Annotated in this window: 5 protein-coding genes; 2 read left to right on the top strand and 3 right to left on the bottom strand. The window is 64.7% G+C overall.

Annotation, left to right across the window (positions count from 1 at the left end):
• Positions 1 to 330 precede the first annotated feature (330 nt).
• Positions 331 to 1,590 carry a serine/threonine-protein kinase gene (locus DL240_RS07035; protein WP_111729152.1) on the top strand — a complete coding sequence of 420 codons (1,260 nt, stop codon included), beginning with the start codon at positions 331 to 333 and terminating at the stop codon, positions 1,588 to 1,590.
• Between the two features lie 468 nt (positions 1,591 to 2,058).
• Positions 2,059 to 4,758 (top strand): vWA domain-containing protein, encoded by a 2,700-nt coding sequence (locus DL240_RS07030; protein ID WP_158542417.1) that lies wholly within the window; start codon positions 2,059 to 2,061, stop codon positions 4,756 to 4,758.
• 276 nt (positions 4,759 to 5,034) lie between these two features.
• Here the strand turns inward: DL240_RS07030 and DL240_RS07025 are convergent, their stop codons facing one another.
• From DL240_RS07025 to DL240_RS07015, 3 genes are all read right to left on the bottom strand, one after another.
• Positions 5,035 to 6,669, bottom strand: coding sequence for an acyl-CoA carboxylase subunit beta (locus tag DL240_RS07025; protein ID WP_199589762.1), 1,635 nt, complete (start codon positions 6,667 to 6,669; stop codon positions 5,035 to 5,037).
• Complete coding sequence (locus tag DL240_RS07020; protein ID WP_111729150.1) at positions 6,666 to 7,262, bottom strand: acyl-CoA carboxylase biotin carboxyl carrier protein subunit; 597 nt, start codon at positions 7,260 to 7,262, stop codon at positions 6,666 to 6,668. The genes DL240_RS07025 and DL240_RS07020 overlap by 4 nt, the downstream gene beginning before the upstream one ends.
• 93 nt (positions 7,263 to 7,355) lie before the next feature.
• Positions 7,356 to 18,962, bottom strand: a complete 11,607-nt coding sequence (locus DL240_RS07015) for a type I polyketide synthase (protein WP_111729149.1) — start codon at positions 18,960 to 18,962, stop codon at positions 7,356 to 7,358.
• Positions 18,963 to 19,391 lie beyond the last annotated feature (429 nt).

The raw sequence follows: 19,391 nt of genomic DNA, 5'->3' as shown, positions 1-19,391 counted from the left end.
AGATGGTCCCCTTTCGTCGTGATTCAACGTCAGGCAAGCACCCTACCATTCCCGCGCGAATTGTCCCACATTTTCGCCCCCGCGAATCACCCCCACCCCCACCGCCCACTTCCCCCAGCCGTCCCGGGTGCCAGGCCACCAAACATCCCCCTCGTTACCACGCCCGGGTGCCAGACCACCGAACATCGGGTGTCAGGCCGCCGAACATCGTCCACACCATGGAGCACCGGGTGCCAGGCCTCCGCGCATCACCCTTGCCACTGCGCCACGAAGGGGCCATCATAATCGCGTTTTAGCCCACTGATTCTGCCTGTTCTTCGAGTCTTATCCATGGCCCTGATGCCCGTTGCCGGCGATATCGTCGACGATGTCTTCCGCGTCGAAGAAGAGATCGATAGTGGGAACTTTGGCGCTGTCTACAAAGTGCGCGACCTGCTGGAGCACCGCACGCTGGCGCTTAAAGTCCTGAAACCCGGGCCCCATGATGAGAACGAGCTTCGCCAGCGCTTTGAGCGCGAAGCCAGCCTCATCTATAGCCTGCGCCATCCTCACGTGGTGCAGGTCTATTACTACGGCCAGACCCAGTCGGGCCTGCCCTACATGGCGATGGAGTACCTCCAGGGCACCGATCTGCGCTCCCTGCTCGCGCACCACGGGGGGCTCTCCGAGGCCCTGGCGCGTCGGATCACCATCGAGGCCCTGGCCGCCCTCCACGCCGCCCACGCCACCGACATCGTCCACCGCGATTTGAAACCGGCCAACATCTTTCTGGTCAACGACGGCGATCGCGGGCACGTCAAGGTGCTCGACTTTGGCTTTGCCAAGGCGCTTGATGGAGACACCAACTTCGAGATCACCAATGCCGGCACCCTGGTCGGCACCCCGGCGTATATGTCACCGGAGCTGGTGCATAAGAAAAACGTCGGCCCCCAGGCCGATATCTACGCTCTGGGGCTGATTCTGGCCGAGATGCTCACCGGCGAAAAAGTCGTCGACATCGCCAACGTCTACGACACCATCGTTTATCAGGGCTCAAAGAAAGACATTAAACTGCCCCGCGAACTCAAGCATTCGATCTTTGCTCCGATCATCGAAAAAGCCATCGCCAAAGACCTCGACCGACGCTACGTCAGCGCCATCGAGATGATCGATGCCCTGCGCGCCCTCCAAATCGAAGGCGTCGGCGGCTACACAGATGATGTCCCCCTGACCAGCGCCCCCCCGGCGCTGGGGAACGCCGATCCCGCAGCACACACACGCCCCCGCTCCGACGGACGCCCCACGCTGATCGAGGTCGAACAAGAACTGGCCGACGCCTCCACCCACCATCTGATGTTCGATCATGAGCCCACCATCGACTTACCGCGCGATCGGGAAGCTCCTCGTCATCACGCGACCGCCCAGATGCCGGCCATCTCACGCTCAACCGCGGAACAGCTGCCGGCGGCCACCCGCTCGATTACCGCGACCATGGCCACAGCGCTTCCAGACCCTCCGGCCGAGAAAGAGCGCCCGGCCTGGGTCGATGTGCTCTCCGGAATCCTCGTGGGTGGTATAGCGCTGGCCGCGATCATCTACTGGCTGGGATGATCCTGCCATCTCCGCAAGGATTCAACGATCGCTGGCCTGACACCTGGCACCGATCGCAATCTCTCAGCGCAGATTCAACGTTCGAGCACCTGGCACCGGTTCGCAGGATGATCCTGCCATCTCCGCAAGGATTCAACGATCGCTCGCCTGACACCTGGCACCGATCGCAATCTCTCAGCGCAGATTCAACGTTCGAGCACCTGGCACTGGTTCGCAACATCTCCATCGCGAATTCAACGTTCGGGCACCTGGCACCCGACTTGAGATGAGCCGGTGATACGATACTCTCGGTGGTCTGGCACTCCCACACTAGCCTCGCTGCCAGGACCACAGTCCTCCAGGGTGGGGGGCGCTCCCATGAACCTCATTGCAAAGGTTGCCGGCGTGGAAATTTGTGCTCAACCCCTACCAGATACGCGCTCATGGCGCCCAGCTCGTCTCCTGCTGGCAGCGTCTCTCAGTCTCATGATGTGCCTGCTGAGTGCTGCCCCTGCTCGGGCCCAGTCGTCTCAGGATCAGATCAGCGCGCAGGGACGAAACGCTCAGTTCATGATTGTCGTCGACGACTCCGGCTCCATGCGCATTCGCACGCAAGAGGGACCGGCTGCCGATCCAGAGCGCCTGGCAATTTTTGCGACCCGCTCACTCCTGAGCATGCTCGACGACGGCGACGAAGTCAGCGTGATGAGGCTCAATGGCCCACGCGACGGCGAGTCGCCGATGGCCATCGCACCGCTGGCGGAGAACCGCGAGCGCCTCAACCGAATGCTCGCCAACGACGGGCCAATCGCCGCCTACCCCGGAAAACTCACCCCCTGCGGCACGGCCCTGGAGGCTCTTCAACAAGAACTTAATCGCGCTCGTCGACCGGGCGTAGCCCAGGTGGTGCTCTTTCTGACCGACGGCGAATGCAACGACACCCGGCTCAACCCCGAGCGCTACCTCCAGGGCATCGACGCCCATAAAGACAGCCTCTTCCAATTTTACCTCCTGCGCTGGCGCGGCCGGATCTACTCGCAGTACCTGGTCGACCTCGCTCGCCAGAGCGGTGGCAGCGTCAGCGAGGTAGGCTCAGATGACCCGACAGACCTGCTGGGCCCCTTTGCCAACGCCCTCTCACGCTCCCAGGGCTATCGCGCTCACCTGCTGGGACCGGCCCAAAACACGCTCCCGGCCCACCGTGGCGCGCGACGGATGCGCCTGCTCGCCGTGGCCCCCGACCAGGGCCAACCCCTGCACCTGCAACTTGAGGCCGATGGCACCTCCCCAGAACTGCTGAGCCTCCCACGAAGTGGGCTGCATCAATACGAAGACGGCAAGCGCTACCGCTATGTGTCGCTCACCTACCGACCGGACGAATCTCCGGTAAAGGTCCGCGTCACCGGCGGCGGACAACACTGGCGAGTTGTGGCCCTTCCCGACTACCGCCTCTTTGTAAACACCCGGGTACAGCAGGGGCGCTGCGGTCAGGCCGGCGAAGATACGAACTTTGTCGAGGTCGGCGCTGCCATCTGCGTAACCCTCTCGCTGGTCAACGAAGACGGCCAGGCCGTCAGCGCCGACGTAGCCCCCCGCGGCACCGCGGCCGCAGTGAGTTACCAGGCTCCCGGGCAAAGCGAACGCCAACTGCCGGCGACGCACACCCCACAGGCCGCGATCTTCCAATTCGAGCGCGTCAACCTGGGGGAAGGTGACCATATCCTCTCGCCACGCATCACATTGCCCTCCTCCGAAGGCCCTCCGATCACCCTGCGCGGACCGGCGCGCACCCTCCAGGTGTCCACTCGCCGGGTCAGCGCGACGCCGGCCAGCTTTGAATTCGGCGATCTATTGCCTGGCACCGATCACTTCTTCGAGGTGACGATCGACGGCAACTTCCCGGCCACCCGCGCGCGCCTTGTCGCCGCGCGCCCCGACGCGCTTCCCGAATGCGTGAGCTTTGCCCTGAGCGGCGTGGCGATGGGCCAGGCCCAGACAATCTCACCCGGGCAAACCTACACTCTGGAGGCGCGCATCGCTCCCTACTGCGCTCCGCTCACCCTTCGACGCGACCTCGACAACGCGCTGCGTCTGGAGTTTGACCGCGGCGCCCACTCCATCCCGATCCCCACGCTGGTGATGCCGGTACGCGGCAAACTCATCAGCGAGCTGGCCGCTCCGGCAAAGTTGACCACCACCCTGGTCGGCGGGCAACAGCGGGATCTGCGTGTAAGTCTCAAGGGCAATCACCGGCGCCCCCTCATCTTCGACGCAGTGATACTCCCCGAAGAGGAACGCCCGGACTGGCCCGATGCCCACCTGGATGTCACCTTCCTTGATGCCGATGGCAACGAAGTCCTCCCCGGCGATCAGGGCCAGCTCACCACCGAGGTGGTTCGCTCGCCAGGCACCGATTCACAGCCTCTGCTGAGCCTGCGGATACGCGCCGGGGCCTGCTGTGAGGCCGGCACCTACCTCAGCGAGATCGCGCTGGTGCCACGCAGCGGGGCCACCGCCCCGCTGCGCCTCCCGCTGGAAGTGACCGTGGAGCCGGCCGGGCTATGGCGCTGCTGGGGCACGACCCTGGCCCGTGGCCTGGCACTGCTCCTGATCCTGGTACTGCTGGCGTACCTGGTTAACATGTGGCGCTCCAGCCACTTCATCGACCGCGACCGCCTGGCCGATCGCCTGGTCCCCCTCTACTGGAGCGACTATGGCGAGACCCGTCCCCAGACCCGTTCGGCTCAGGATGTGCGACGCATGGTACGAAAAAGCCTGGGATTTTGGCCGCGTGCCCGCGCCTGGCTCAAGGCCAACCCCCTGGTCTTCGGCCTTCCCGGACACGACTACTACGAGACGGCCGAGCTGGTCCTCGACGCCACACGGAACGTCCACCGCAGCCGCCTACGCCTGAACCACGAGCGCGAGTGTATCGCGACGCTGCGCGCAAATCCGCGCCGCGGCCTGGCAAAAATTTACGCCACAGCCCAGGGCGGCATCTCGTTCTACGCGATACCGGCCGAGGGCAACCGCATCGGCGTCTTTGAACTTCAGCGTGAGTTTGACGACTTCGGCGCCCCCGACGAGGCGTTTGAGCCCTCCCTCATCGCTCTTCGTCGGCGCAGCGAACTCATCGCGATGCACACCGACCGCGAGCCCGATACCATGGCCGGGTGGCGGGTGGGTTGATCGGGTGCCAGGCCACCGATCGCCTCAGCACCCGCGTTACTGGGGTAAGCGGGTGCCAGGTCTCCGCGCGCAGACGAACCGGCGCCAGGTCACCGCAGACGCACCGGTGCCAGGTCACCGATCGCACACGCCCCGGCGGCGCACGCAGGTGCCAGGTCTCCGCGCGCAGACGAACCGGCATCGCGCAGGTGCCAGGTCTCCGCACAGCCCCTCCTGAGTTTGAGTGTCAGAGATCGAGTGCCAGGCGTGCGCACGCCTGGCACTCGATCTTTTGCCCTAGAGCGGGCCGTTGGCGTGACGGCGCGGCAACGTCCACTCACGCTTGTTCAACAGCACCCGAAGATGCCGGTAGAGACGGCGACGTGTCTCACAGGGCTCGATCACAGCATCGATATAACCGCGTTGCGCGGCGATATCGGGGTTGAGAAAACGCTCCTCATAGTCGGCTCGCAGTTCGGCCGCTCGACCTTCCGGATCTTCGGCCGCAGCGAGTTCACGACGATTGAGCACTTCCACGGCCCCGCTGGCGCCCATGACCGCGATCTCCGCACGGGGCCAGGCCAAGTTCACATCACCGCCCACATGCTGCGAACTCATCACAATGTAGGCCCCACCGTAAGCCTTGCGCAGAATCACGGCCAACTTGGGCACGGTGGCCTCGCAGTAGGCGTAGAGAAGTTTAGCTCCGTGATCGATGACCCCGCCGTACTCCTGCTCTCGCCCCGGCAAAAAGCCCGGCACATCCACCAGGCTCACCAGCGGAATCCCAAAGGCATTGCAGGTACGTATAAAGCGCGCCGCCTTGCGACTGGCATCAATATCGAGAACGCCGGCTTTGACCAGGGGTTGGTTCGCGATGATCCCGATCACGTGTCCCCCCAACCGACCCAGCCCCACCACCACATTGCGGGCCCAGCCGGCCTGAACCTCCATAAAGGAGTCGCGGTCCACCACCAGCTCCACCACCGCACGCACATCATAAGGTTTGCGAGGATCACCCGGGACGATCGTGCCAAGGGCCGCGTCCATACGTTCAACATCATCTGTCGGAGCGACAAAGGGCGGCTCCTCCCGATGGTTCGAAGGCAGATAGCTCAGCAGACGACGCACCTGGGCGATGGCTTCTTCATCATTGCCCCAGCGAAAATGACTCACCCCAGTACGCTCGGCATGGGTACGAGCACCTCCGAGTTCCTCGACGGTCACATCTTCAAAGGTCACCGTTTTAACGACCTTCGGCCCCGTCAGAAACATAAAGCTCGACCGATCCACCATACCCACAAAATCGGTGAGCGCCGGCGAGTAAACCGCACCACCAGCGCAAGGCCCGGCGATCACGCTGATCTGGGGGATAACGCCGGAGGCCGCCACATTGCGCCGAAAGATCTCGCCATAGCCCCCCAACGCATCCACGCCCTCCTGAATGCGCGCACCACCAGAGTCGTTGATGCCCACAAAGGGCGCTCCCGCGCGCAGCGCCAGATCTTGCAAGCGCGCGATCTTCTGGGCATGGGCCTGTCCCAGACTCCCCCCCAGCACCGTGCGGTCCTGAGCGTAAGCAAAGACCGGCCGCCCCTCTACCAGACCGCTGGCCGTAACGACCCCGTCGCCGGGGATGCGACGCTTCTCCAGACCGAACCCCTCGGCGCGGTGGGTGACCTCCGCGCCAATCACCTCCAGAGTCCCCGGATCAAACAGACGCTCCAGCCGAGCCAGGGCGATGCTGACTTTCGTGCGGGCCGCCAGCACACGCTCGGTGCCGGACCTTTGCTCTTGCGGCGTCTCCGCATCGGTGCCAGGCGTTCGCGCAGATCGCGGAGGTGACGCAGTATCGGTGCCAGGCGTTCGACGGACGCTCACGGAAGTCGACGTGACGGCCTCCAACCTCAACATCTCTTGAGTCTCACTCATACCTGCTCCTTCATCGGCATCGCGTTACCGAGGTTTCCGGCACTCCAGCGAATCAGCTCCTGGCCACGACGCACGGTCTCTCCGGCGTTCACGCAGATCTCCTCGACCACCGCCTCATGCGGCGCGTAGAGGGTGTTCTCCATTTTCATCGCCTCTACCACCACCAGCGGATCCCCCCGACGTACCTGCTGACCGGGGCGAACGCTGACCTCAAGGACCACCCCGGTCATGGGGCAGAAGAGAGTAGCTTCCCCTGACTCCCCTTCTCCCGTGCCCGGTGGCGCCAGAACATCCGCCGCCAGCACCACATCAGCGGCCGAACTCACCCGAACTTCTCGCGATCGCTCACCTGGCACCCGAACGATGCGCGACGCGACTCCCCGCGATCGCTCACCTGGCACCGCGTCGAACTCCAACGTGTGCTCCACACCCTCCAGGCGAACGCACACCCCGCCCTCTGGCGATCGCCCCACCAGCTCCAGTTCGACCACGCGGCCCGAATCAAGCTCGGCCACCCAACGCGCCCGACCGCTCTCACGCAACTGCACAAGACGCTGCGATCTGCCATCGATCTCAACCACATACTGTGTCATGCGCTGCTCCTGCTCATGGTTCAAATACGTTGTTCATCACAAACGCCTCAAGCGTCCCAGACGCCTTGCTCAACGTCACAATCACCGCAGAACTCAGGCCTTCCAGGAACTCAACGAACGCGTGGCCGACGGGCTCTTTGATGTTGACGAGGTCTGCTCCCAGAGACCTCGATGGCGAAGAAGCGCCGCGATCGCAGCCACACCCTCATCATCGAGCATCCCGCCAGACAAAGGCTCGGTGCCAGGTGTGCGTACGGCGTTCCCCCCTGCTCCGGTGCCAGACCCTCGATCGTATCCTTTCCCCTTGGGCAGGCCGGCAACGCGTTCCCGTCCGGGCGCTCGGATGAGATCTTCGGGAAGTGCCCTGGCGATGGAGACCACCGCCCCCTCCTGGAGTTTCAGCTCCACCGCCGGAGTCTTGATATCGAGCTCCAGACGACGCTCCTCCGCCTTGCCGCAGAGCCGAACCCGCGCCTCGAAGCATGTACGGTCGCCTGGCACCGCAACGGGCCTGGGACTCACCGACACGACCTCGATTTCGGCCGCTGCCAGCTGCAACCCAACTCCCAGCGCCTTGGACACTGCCTCCTTAATCGTCCACAGCGCGGTCTCACGTTGCCCCGAAGCCAGCTCTCCCACGCCCAGAGCGCGTTCTTGTTCGGTGAAGTACGCGCGACCAAAGGCTTCTGAGCGCGCCTCGAGCGGCTCCATGTCAACACCAATCCGCTCTCCGCTGCCCGGCATCGTAACCACAGCCAGGGCGCGGCCCGACGCGTGGGTCAGACTCAACGCCGGTAGCGACCAGGCCCGGGAAGCATCCCGCCAGCACAGCTGAGGCTCCCCATCGTCGGTCTTATGCACAAAGACCTCCTCCAGACCTACCCGCTCGCCATAAAAGCAGAGCGCATATCGTCTGAGCAGCTCTCGGGCGGCCACCCGGGCGGCAAGCCACTCCCCGCGGCGCTGCTCGCTGCGAAGTCGATCTCGAGCCTCGCGCTCAGACGCCGTCAGCACCGCCTCCTCCGACTGCCCCGCACGGCTCAGCAGCACACCGGCCATCTCAGCGCTCAGACCCACCTCCAGAAAACGGGCCTCGCCCCCGGGTGCCAGGCGATCAGACGAAGCGAGCGGCGAGTGCGCGATCATCTCGACTTTCTCCATCACCTGGAGTCTGCGTCCGTCTTCCCCACGCACCTCCACATCAAAAGCGATGGTATCCGCCGAAGCATCGGCGCGTCTCTTCGCCCGCACCGTCAGCAGCTCCCCCGGCTGCGAGGTCCCCAGGGTGACGCTTCGCCCGATTCCCAGCGGCAAAAAGGTGCGCTGATGATGCAAGAGCCCCCACAGCCCCACCGACTGCATGGCGAGCTCACGGACCAGCGGCTCGCTTACCCAGCGCTGAACCTTCGCGCCGGTCATGAGCCTGTGCGGAGTCAAACGCCCAAAAGCAACGATGGCATCGTCATGATGAAGCCCCCCCGATTCCAGAAGTTGAAAACTCCCCGTATGAAAAAATCGCCGGTAAATCGCGTCGCGATCGGGTGCCTGGCACCAGCGCGGAGCATCTCCCCCCACCCCACCACACTCACCCACCGGCGATGGCATCTCGGGCGCCGCGCCGCAAATCACCCGGGCCCGAAAATGCTCCTGACGAATCATCCGCCCGGTGCGGGCCTCGCGCTCCGAGCGCACGACCACCTCGACTTCCACGCGCCCCGCCTCGCGCGCAACCACTCGGGCCACTGCCATTGCCCGAATGGGCTCGGAGTGAGCTAACTTCAACGCGCGCTCAAATCGCACATCTCGCAACTCCGCCACCGGCTCGCCGCTCAGCTCCATGGCTGCTGCGCTCATCAGCTCGTAGCCCATCACCCCCGGCACAAGTTCACTGCCCTGATAGCGATGATCCCGGAGAAAGAGATCGCGCTGCGGATCGAAGATGCGCTCAACGCTCACCTCGTCCCTCGACTTCGCCACCACCCGATCCACCAGCGCATAGCTCGTCACGGTGCCAGGCGATCGATCGCGGAGCATCGGCGTCACGGTGCCAGGCGATCGATCGCGGGGCATCGGCGTCACGGTGCCAGGCGATCGATCCTTGTGCTCCCCACCCAGCGCTCCCAACTCGCCGGCCACCACAAACTCCCCGGTAAGCCCTCGGGCCAGCGATTCGCCCACCATCGGCGCCCCCACCGCTGGGGGTAAAAACTCCACCCCCCTGGCTTCCAGAATCGTGCGCATCGACCCTTCCACTGCCATCCCGACCTCATCCCAGGCAGTCCAGTCGATGGCCAGGGCCTGCACCGGGCGTCCGCTCTGACGCGCAAAGGCGTTGATGCGCATCACCTGCCGGGCCAGGGCGTCGTTGGCCGCGGCATAGTCGGTCTGCCCGGCATTACCAAAGCGACCGGCCACACTGGTGAACGCCACATAATGGCGAAGCCCCCGATCGCGCAGCGCGCGCCAGAGATTTACGCCTCCCAATGCTTTGCCCCGAAAGACGCGATCGAAGGCGGCGACATCCTTGGCGCCGAGCAACCGGCTGTCCTCGACTCCGGCGCCGTGAATCACACCGGTCACCGGCCCCAGCTCCTGCTCAACCTGGCCGATCAACGCCTGCACACCGGCGGCTTCGGCCACATCACAGCTGAAATACTGCGCTCGTGCTCCAACCTGACGCATCCGGCCGAGATTACGAGCGATCTCCTGCTGCGCCACCAGCCCGCGCAACTCCCGCCGCACGGCCACCGGCGTCACACGCTTGCCGGCGGCCTTGAGCTCCGCTTTGACTCGTACCGCCTCTTGCTTGAGATCGACACTGAGCGGATCGGGATGATCAAGCGGCGTGCGCCCCACCAACGCCAGGGCACAACCAAAGCGGCGCGCCAGATCAACGCAGACCTCGGCCGTAATTCCACGCGCTCCTCCGGTGACCAGAATCACCGAGTCGGCATCAGGCCCGCGACAACTCCCACTCGGCGCGCGCACATCTTCGGGCTCCAATACCACCGGGCGATGGCGCATCCCTTCGGCCAGTCCCACCTCCACCCGATCACTGCCACCAACCAACTCTTCGAGCACCCGCGTTGCCATCCCTTCATCAAGCGCTCCGGGCGCATCGACGACCTTGACCTGGGCCCATTCCCACTCTTTGGCCAGGGCTTTGGTAAATCCGCTGACCGCCCCCCCGGCCACACTCGGCGAGTCTCCCGGGCTAAGCCCAAAACACCCGCCCATCAAGGTGAGGCTGACAAAGGCGGGGCGCACATCCGTCACGGTGCCAGACGACCGATCCTCGTGAAGCGCGGCAAAAGCCCGGGCCACATGGAATGTGTGTCGCGCGGCCCAATACACCTCGGCAGCCTCATCATCGCCGCTGCCGACTCCCAACAGATTGATCACCGCATCGACCTCACGCGCAGCAAAGAGACGCAAGATCTCATCTTCATCCCCCAGATTGACGCCCTTCTCATCCAGCGGTCCACGCTGACGATCGCTGGCCAGGCGTACCACTCGGGCGCCGGCCCGCTCCAACAGGCGCCGCAACAACTCCGCCACCAGCACCGGACCTCCCACCAGCGCCACACCTCGTCCGGCGAGCTCTCGCCGTATCCCCAGGACATCGGTCGCAGGCGCCGCAGAAGCTTCGATGGCAACGGGCCTCATGGCGAAACTCGAAGCCGACGTCGCCTGCAGCCCGGCTGCAGACGCCACCGCTTCGGCTCGAAGCGCTGGCACCCGGGTCTGCGTCTGCCCCGGACCCCGCGGAGGATCCATCGGGCGAGCCGGCCGAAGACGGAGCACGCGATCTTCAAGCGCGAGTTCAAAATGCTCCATCTCGCTGACTTCGCTCAGCCAGGCCCGATAGCGCGCGGGCGCAAACACCCGCGCCTCACAACGTGCGCGGTAGCGAAAGAGCGCCAGCGCCAGCTGGCTCCCAAAGCCCGCCGCCAACCTCAACGCATAATCCACCGGGTAGCTCCCGCCCTGGCTCAGACGAAGATCCCCAAGCTCCGGGTCGGGCTCGGCAAAATTCGCGATCGGCGGCACCTGCTGGCGCTGCAAAACCTTCATCGCCAGCACATCTTCAATACCAGCCGCCATCGCATGGCCGGTAAACCCCTTGGTGTTGGCGATCACCACCTGATTGGCGCGCTCGCCAAAGGTCTGGCGCAACGCGGCGATCTCGGCCGCCGCGCTCCCTCCTCGCGCCGGCGTGTACGTCTCATGCGAGATAAAAACGGTGCGATCGGCGATCTCCTCCCGCTTCAGCTCAAAGCGCCCCTCGACCTCTTTTACCAGCGCCGCCACCTCACCGGCGATATGATCCACGTCGAGGCGAGTGGGGTGATACGCGCTGTTCACGAAACGAGTGGCCAGCACATCGGCCACCGGTTCGATGCCCCGGGCCTCGGCCTGTCCGGCCTCTTCGACCACCAGTGCCAGCGCGCCCATCCCGATGATCATACCGTGACGACGCCGATCAAAGGGAAGCGCCGCGCGGGCCACATCATCCTCAGTCGTCGCCGCACCGGTCGCCAGAAAACCACTGCCCACCCACTCCATCAGCGTATCACCGCTGGCGTCATCGGCCGCCAAAATCAGTACACGCCTACACCGCCCGGCACGAATCCAGTCCTGAGCCATGGCCACTGCGGTAGTCGTCGAGGCGCAGGCATTATTGATTTTGGTGTTCGGCCCGCGCGCGCCCACAAACTCGGCAAAACGCGAATTGGCAATCCCCAACACCCGAAGCAAAAAGCGGTGATTGAAGCGATAATCGTGCTCCCGCTGCGCTCGCAACTCCTCAATAAGCGCATCCTGCCCGGCAAAGGCCGACGCAAAAATCACCCCGGTCTCCCGGCCGACCGCCTTGGGCAGCGCCCAGCCAATGGTCACCCGCTTGCCCGTGGTCGTCTCGCGATAGCGGGGCACCAGGGGAAGCCCGGCATCACGCAGCGCCTCAAACCCGGCGGCAAACGCCAGTTGGCTCGTACGATCGAGCGACGCTCTCAAACGCTCGGGCACTCCCCACTCGCCAAGGTCGAACTCTCCCCCGACCCCGGCCAGCTTAATCACCTCCTCCAGTTCGGTGACCGGGCGCATCTCACCGCCGCCGCCCTCGTGCTTCTGAAGGCGCACGATGTGATTGTCGACCATCGCCTGGCGGGCCTTCTGGGGCACCTGCCCGATCATATTGTCGCCCGCCAGCAGCTCGTCTAGCGCCCGGGAACGAAAGATGGCTCCGGCCCCGGGAAGCCCGGCTGCACAGCCGGTAATTTCCACGTCGGCAGCGATGGCGTGGCGATGAGGCGTGTAAGGCCGCATATCGCTCAGTGACACGCGCGGTATCTGCTCGCCAGGCACTGCCGCATCAGCCCTCTCAGCCTCCGTTCGCTCACCTGGCACCGGGGCATCCCGAAGCTCCTCATCAGAACCGGTCGACTCCGATCGCTCGCCTGGCACCCTCCCCTCGCTCAGACGCGCCTCCACGTAATCCCCCATCCGACCCAACGTCGGATACTCCGAGAGCCGAAAGCTCTCATCGCGCGCCAGACCATAGAGCTCGCGTACCCGCGCCATGATCTCGGCCTGCTTCACCGTATCGACGCCAAGGTCCGCCTCCAGCTCAAAATCCTGCTCGATCTCCTCGGGCTCATAACCCGTCTGCTCGCACAGCACGCGTAAGAGCTCCGCATCGATCGAGGCTCGATCCACACTACCGGCCCCCTCTGCCTCCACTCGCTCACCTGGCACCGGGGCATCCCGAAGTTGATCCGCAGCACAGGCCGCCTCCACTCGCTCGCCTGGCACCCCGCCCTCACTCAGACGCGCCTCCACGTAATCCCCCATCCGACCCAACGTCGGATACTCCGAGAGCCGAAAGCTCTCATCGCGCGCCAGACCATAGAGCTCGCGTACCCGCGCCATGATCTCGGCCTGCTTCACCGTATCGACGCCAAGGTCCGCCTCCAGCTCAAAATCCTGCTCGATCTCCTCGGGCTCATAACCCGTCTGCTCGCACAGCACGCGTAAGAGCTCCGCATCGATCGAGGCTCGATCCACACTACCGGCCCCCTCTGCCTCCACTCGCTCACCTGGCACCGGGGCATCCCGAAGTTGATCCGCAGCACAGGCCGCCTCCACTCGCTCACCTGGCACCGGGGCATCCCGAAGTTGATCCGCAGCACAGGCCGCCTCCACTCGCTCGCCTGGCACCCCGCCCTCACTCAGACGCGCCTCCACGTAATCCCCCATCCGACCCAACGTCGGATACTCCGAGAGCCGAAAGCTCTCATCGCGCGCCAGACCATAGAGCTCGCGTACCCGCGCCATGATCTCGGCCTGCTTCACCGTATCGACGCCAAGGTCCGCCTCCAGCTCAAAATCCTGCTCGATCTCCTCGGGCTCATAACCCGTCTGCTCGCACAGCACACGCAAGAGCTCCGCATCGATCGAGGCTCGATCCACACTACCGCCCCCCTCTGCCTCCACTCGCTCACCTGGCACCGGGGCATCCCGAAGTTGGTCCGCAGCACAGGCCGACTCCGATCGCTCGCCTGGCACCGGCACAACCCGAAGTTGATCCGCAGCACCGGCCGCCTCCACTCGCTCACCTGGCACCGGCACAGCAACCACCGCTCGCTCGCCTGACACCCACACAGCAGCCAGCTCCTGGTCACACTCCGGGCGCCACACTCCGGATGCCCACATCGTCGCCAGCGCCTCGTACAACGAGGCGACATCGCCCTTCTTCGGATGATTCGTATGCACCGCCAGGTGCTCTCTCCCCTCCAGAATGCTGCTCACAAACGACGTCTGCGCGCGCTTGGGCCCCACCTCCACAAAGACCCGCGCGCCGGCTGCGTACATCGTCTCCACAACCTTGATGTACTCCACCGGCGCGGCCACCTGTTCGGCCAAAAGATCGCGAATCGCGTCCTCCGCACCTGGCCCCTCTGGATAAAACCCTCCGGTCACGTTGGTCAAAATCGGCGTCGCTGGCGCATTCACCTCAATCGTCGCCAGATGCCGGCGTAAGGGACCACTGGCCGCGGCCACAACCTCGGAGTGAAAGGCATGACTCACCGGGAGCAACGGAGCCTGGTAACCCATCGCCTCAAAGGTCTCCACCGCCCGGCGCACCGGCTCCCGGAGGCCGGCAATGATCGTCTGAGTGGGACAGTTGATATTGGCGCACACCACGTAGCCATCAATGCCGTCGAGCACCGGCTGCACCACCTCGACCGCCGCGTTGATCCCGGCCATCAGCCCGGTATCGCCGTTCATCGGCGTAACCCGCGCCATCTCGGTGCCACGCGCCGCGACCGTGCGCAGCGCATCTCCAAAACTCATGATACCGGCGGCCACACACGCCCCGTACTCACCAAGACTATGCCCGGCCACAACGTGCGGAGCAATGCCCAGTCGCCCGAGCAAACGGTACAGCGCAATATCCGCCGTAAGCACCGCGGGCTGAGTGATCTCGGTCTGCGTCAGCGCTTCAAACGCAGCTTTTTGAGCCGCCGCATCCCCCAGCGGCCCGGGATCGATCACATCGCTGAGCCGCCGCCCGATCACGGGCATCATCACCTCATCGGCCTCCTCGAACGTGCGGCGCACCACATCGAAACGCGACTTTAACTCCGAGAGCATCCCCAGATACTGCGTCCCCTGCCCCGGAAAGAGCATCCCCACCTTACCCGCCAGAACCCGCTCTCCGAGCACAATCCCCTGATGGGCCAGCACCCTCCAGCCTTTGTCACGCTCCGCAGCGTTTCGGGCACGCTCCAGACGAGCGCGAAGCTCATCAACGCCCTCAAACGCAATGGCCAGGCGCACTTCCTTCTCCGCCCCCCGGACCGGCTGCCGAAGCCCCGCCCCCTGCTCGCGTACCGGCAAGAGCCAGGGCGTCAGCGCCCCGATGCCACCGCGCTCCAGATGTTCCTGCGCCCGGGTGATCTCTTCCTCCAACTCACGCTTCGACGCCGCCCACAGCCCCAGCACCCCTTCGCCTGGCGGCACCGCTTCCCTGGCACCGCCACGCTCCTCCAGCGCACCACAAGCGCTCGCCCCCCTGGCACCGCCACGCTCCTCCAGCGCGACGACCTCCCCACCGACCGCCAACATCACCGCTTCGCCCGGACCTCCGACTTCACTCCCGTGCTCCCGGCTCGCGATCGAACGCCTGGCACCCGGTCCGCCCGCGCCCCCTTCAAACTCCTCGAGCACCACATGAAAATTCGTTCCGCCGAAACCGAACGCGCTCACCCCCGCGCGACGTGCCTGCCCCTCATACACCTCCCAGGGCTGCGCCTCGGTCTGCACCCGCACCCGCGAGCCCTCCAGCTCCAACGCCGAGTTCACCTCCTCGACCCCCAGCGTCGGTGGCAGCACACGGTGCTTGAGCGCCATCGCCACCTTGATCACTCCGGCCGCCCCGGCCGCTGACTTCAGGTGCCCGATCATCGACTTGACGCTCCCCAGCGCCACGGTCTCGGCAGCCCACTCACCGCCGTCGGCATCCAACACCGCCCTCAAACTCGCCACCTCCGCCGGATCCCCCACCGGCGTGCTGGTCCCATGCGCCTCGATCAGGCTCACCGAACGCGGCCCCACCCCGGCATCGTGATACGCCCGCTCCAGCGCCCGGCGCTGACCCGCGGGGTTGGGCGCGGTAATCGCCTTGCCTTTCCCATCGCTGGAACCCCCGACCCCGCGGATCACCGCATAAATCTGATCGCCATCGGCGACCGCATCACTCAGGCGCTTAAGCACCACGATGCCCGCCCCTTCCCCCATCACAAACCCGTTGGCCCCGGCGTCAAAAGGTCGCGACCCATCCGGCGAAAGCGCACCGATCTTGGAAAACTTCACAAAACTGGTCGGCCCCATCGAGCGATCCGCGCCCCCGCAGACCACCATGTCGTACTCTTTGGCGCGAAGCCCCCTCACCGCCGCCTCGATCGCCGCCAGACTCGACGCACACGCCGCGTCCGTCACAAAATTTGGCCCCCGCAGATCAAAGACCTGCGCCACTCGCCCGGCAATCACATTGGCCAGCTCGCCCGGCATCGAATCTTCGCTCACCTCACCAAGCGTCGCCTTAAAACGCGCCTCCACTTCCTCCAGCAGGCGCTCCCGCTCAGCAGCCCCCATCGCGGCACTGGAAAGCTCCATCAACGCGCCACGCAGCGCCTGATCCATCTTCGGATACAGAATCCGCAGCGTTGATTCGTCCCGCAGATCACCTCCCAACGCATTCCCCAGAATCACCGCGCACCGATCGCGATCAAAGGTGCGCTCCAGATACCCGGCATCTTCCAACGCATCATGCACCGCCTCCAGGCACAGCAACTGCGTCGGATCCACACTGGCCACAACCTTCGGAGGCATCCGATAACGGCGCCGATCGAACTCAAACCCCTCAACCCACCCGCCAATTTTACTGTACGTTTTGTCCGGCACCCCCGGATCTTCATCGAAATATAGCGCCGGATCCCACCTGTCAGCCGGCACCTCTTTGATGGCCGACACCCCAAACAAAATGTTCTCCCAGAACTTCATCGCACTCAGCGCCCCCGGCATTTTTGCGCCAATGCCAATGATCGCCACGGCGCGCTCGCCATCAATCGCCTCAACCTTCGTCGAATGCCGCATCCCTGCTCCTTCGCTCGTGGTCATAGTCCGCTCCTGACTCGCCGGTGCCATCGCCTGGCACCCCATCGCGATATCCGCCCGTTCACCTGGCACCCCATCATCGAGCACCTCCACCCGATCGCCTGGCACCCGCACCAACCTCTCGACGTCCCAACTCCGACGAAGACGCGCCTCCACCCAGCGCCTCGCCCCCTCCGTAACCTCCTCATGCAACTGCGCGATCGTCTGCGCCTGGCACAGCACCACCCCCTGACCGCAATGAAAAAGCCCCGCCTCAAGCTGCTCCTCCCGGCTCAACGTCTCAAAACGAGCTCCCACCCCGGCCACCACCTCGGCGATGCGCTGTGACTTCGCCGCAGCGCGCAACCCTCCCAGATTGTCGCGCTCATACAGATGCTTGCGCTCCCCCAGCTTGATCCCCTCAGCCAGCCGCTCCACTTCACGCCCTAACACCCACCGGGCTGCCGGACTCATCAACACCCGCGTCGGAGTGTTCACCGTCTCCCCCATGATCACGGTGCCAGGCGAGTGATCGGCCATCTCCTGATACGTCGCGCTCACCGCCCCACTCTCCACCGCCTCCCGACACATCAGATACGCCGTCCCCATCTGCACCCCTACCGCCACCCCGCGGCGATGCAACCCGAAGAGCATCGCCGCCGCGGCCGCCGCGCTCGCGGCACCGCTGATCCCCCCGGCGACCACCACGGCAAACGCGTCGGCCGCCTCCCCTCCGGCAAGCGCCTCTTCCATGGCGATCACCCCCAGCTGCCACAACGCCAGCGATCCCAGCGTTCCCACATGCCCCCCGGCCTCCGCGCCTTCCCAGATAAAGCGACGATGCCCCTGCCGAAGCGCCGCCGCCAACACCCCGGGCGTGGGCGTATGCAGATAGCTTGGCACCTGCCCGGCCTCCAGCATCATGGCCTGCTCGGCGCTACCGGCGGCCACCAACCCCGAAAAGTTCCCCCGACGCCCTCCCTGCTCGATCATCATCTCGATATGGCCGTCGCGATACGGGTTGGCCTCCAGCCCGATGATCCCCGCTCCAAAGGGCGCCGCCCCCAGCGCATTTGCTGTCTCATCCACCACCCGGCGCGCCACCTCAGTCGGCATATTCCCCAGCGCCAACCAGGGCAACGCCCCGGCCTCCACCACCGCCCGGGCAAACCCGGGCGTATCGCTGACCTGAGCCATCGGCCCCTGATGTATCGGAAAGCGCGTGCCATTGACCCGCGCCACTCCCGCTCCCTCACGAAGCGGAAAATCAGCAGCCAACCCGCCCATCACCTCAGTCACATGCTCTTGCACCCCGCGCACCGCCCGCTCCACAGTGCCGTAGCGCTCATAAAAGACGCGCGCCAGCGCCGCCCCCTGCCCCATCGGCCAGATCTCGCGCTTCGGATCGAGCTCCTCCCACCTCCCGAACACCCGCGCCTCCACCTCCGCCAGATACCCCCGGGCATCTCCCCCCTCCAAAAACTCAACCTCTTGTGCGGCGAGCTCCCGGGTGGGCCGAGTCGCGAGCAACGACCAGGCCCGGTAGCGTGCTCCTAGCGTCACCCCGAGACACCGGGTATCGGTCGCCCCCACGCGCTCCAACACCTTTCGGGCCGCCGGCGACGGCGCCATCCCCTCACACAGCCACAACGCCTCCTCCAGCACGTAGCCCGAAGCCCCGCACGCCATCACCGCCGCCGCTGCATCCGGCCCCATCCCTCCCCGCACCACCGCCGACAGCCCCACCTCGCGCTGCACTCGCCCCAGCAGCACCAGCCCGGACTCTTCTCCACAAAGCCCCCCGCTTTCCAATCCGCACAGCACCACCCCGTCGGCATCAAAGCGCTCGGCCTGCTTCGCTTCTTCCAGCGAGCAGACCTCCACCCAGACCGCCACACCACCCGACTTCAAAATTTGCACTTTGCGACGCAGTGCGTCGACATCGAAACGATGCCCCGCCGCGAGAATTACCCCCGAGACCGACCGAAACGCGTCTGGACGTTCATCGGCGAGAATTCTCCGCCAATCACCGGACTCCATTGTGATTTCAGGTTGTGTTTGCGACGCCCACACCACCGTCGCTCCCGCCTCCCGTGCCCCTTCAGCCGCCTCCAAACCCGACACAACCGACTGAAAATAAACAAAAACCTTCGCTTCAACCGTCGTCCAGTTATCTCGCACAGGTTCCTCGTCTCCTGGTGGTTAGTCTCCTCCCCCGGTCTAGCTGAGCGTCTACTCACTAGAGGACTAAATTCATCATGACAAGCAATAAATATTGAAAAACATTGAATGAACAACCATTCACAAACCCACAAAAACAGAATGACACGCCAGTCACTACAAACCCTTACAACCGACTCACCGTTCAGTTAAACCAAGGCAATCAAATGAATGAATCATCAGTCAGCAACAAACATCCCTCATGAATGAATCTTCAGTCAGCAACTGACTAGAAGATGAATGAATCTT

This window comes from Lujinxingia litoralis (assembly GCF_003260125.1).
GTDB classification, from domain to species: Bacteria; Myxococcota_A; Bradymonadia; order Bradymonadales; family Bradymonadaceae; genus Lujinxingia; species Lujinxingia litoralis.
The sequence above is the reverse complement of the archived record's forward strand: the minus strand, read 5'-3'. Positions and strand labels throughout refer to the sequence as shown.

What these genes read in the sequence shown, in the direction of transcription:
- DL240_RS07020 (WP_111729150.1), bottom strand. Translation starts at nt 7,262, where the DNA reads ATGACACAGTATGTGGTTGAGATCGATGGCAGATCGCAGCGTCTTGTG.
- DL240_RS07015 (WP_111729149.1), bottom strand. Translation starts at nt 18,962, where the DNA reads ATGGAGTCCGGTGATTGGCGGAGAATTCTCGCCGATGAACGTCCAGAC.
- DL240_RS07035 (WP_111729152.1), top strand. Translation starts at nt 331, where the DNA reads ATGGCCCTGATGCCCGTTGCCGGCGATATCGTCGACGATGTCTTCCGC.
- DL240_RS07025 (WP_199589762.1), bottom strand. Translation starts at nt 6,669, where the DNA reads ATGAGTGAGACTCAAGAGATGTTGAGGTTGGAGGCCGTCACGTCGACT.
- DL240_RS07030 (WP_158542417.1), top strand. Translation starts at nt 2,059, where the DNA reads ATGTGCCTGCTGAGTGCTGCCCCTGCTCGGGCCCAGTCGTCTCAGGAT.